Source organism: Homoserinimonas sp. OAct 916 (genome assembly GCF_003260275.1).
GTDB lineage: Bacteria > Actinomycetota > Actinomycetes > Actinomycetales > Microbacteriaceae > OACT-916.
On the sequence record NZ_QJHB01000074.1, the window covers coordinates 1 to 340 of the forward strand.

The window sequence follows — 340 nt, forward strand, 5'->3', positions numbered from 1 at the left end:
ATCCCCCCGCGGCCGAGGAAGCCGCCACCGTCGACCTTGACCCGCGTATCGAGGCGGCCACTGGCGATACGCCCCGCGGCCAGCTCGAGCCGGGCTAGGCGCGCCTCGCCGTCGCGCACGATCAGGTAGATGATCGCGGCGAGAACGCCGGGCATGATCACCAGCACCAGCAGCAACAGCGAGATGGGAGTGGGCTCCAGCGCCGAGACCGGGCCAGTCGACAACCATTGACGCGAGCCGTCGGCGGCAGGCACGGCCAGGTGGACCGTCAGCGCCCAATGGCCCGGCAGCAGGCGACTCACCAGATCGCCGTAGCGCAGGCGGGTGAGCTGGTGGCTGT

Annotated in this window: 1 protein-coding gene; it reads right to left on the reverse strand. The window is 70.9% G+C overall.

The window, feature by feature from the left end; genetic code table 11:
* A partial coding sequence (locus DL891_RS16750) for a hypothetical protein (RefSeq protein WP_198668976.1) occupies positions 1–340 on the reverse strand: 340 nt, incomplete at both ends.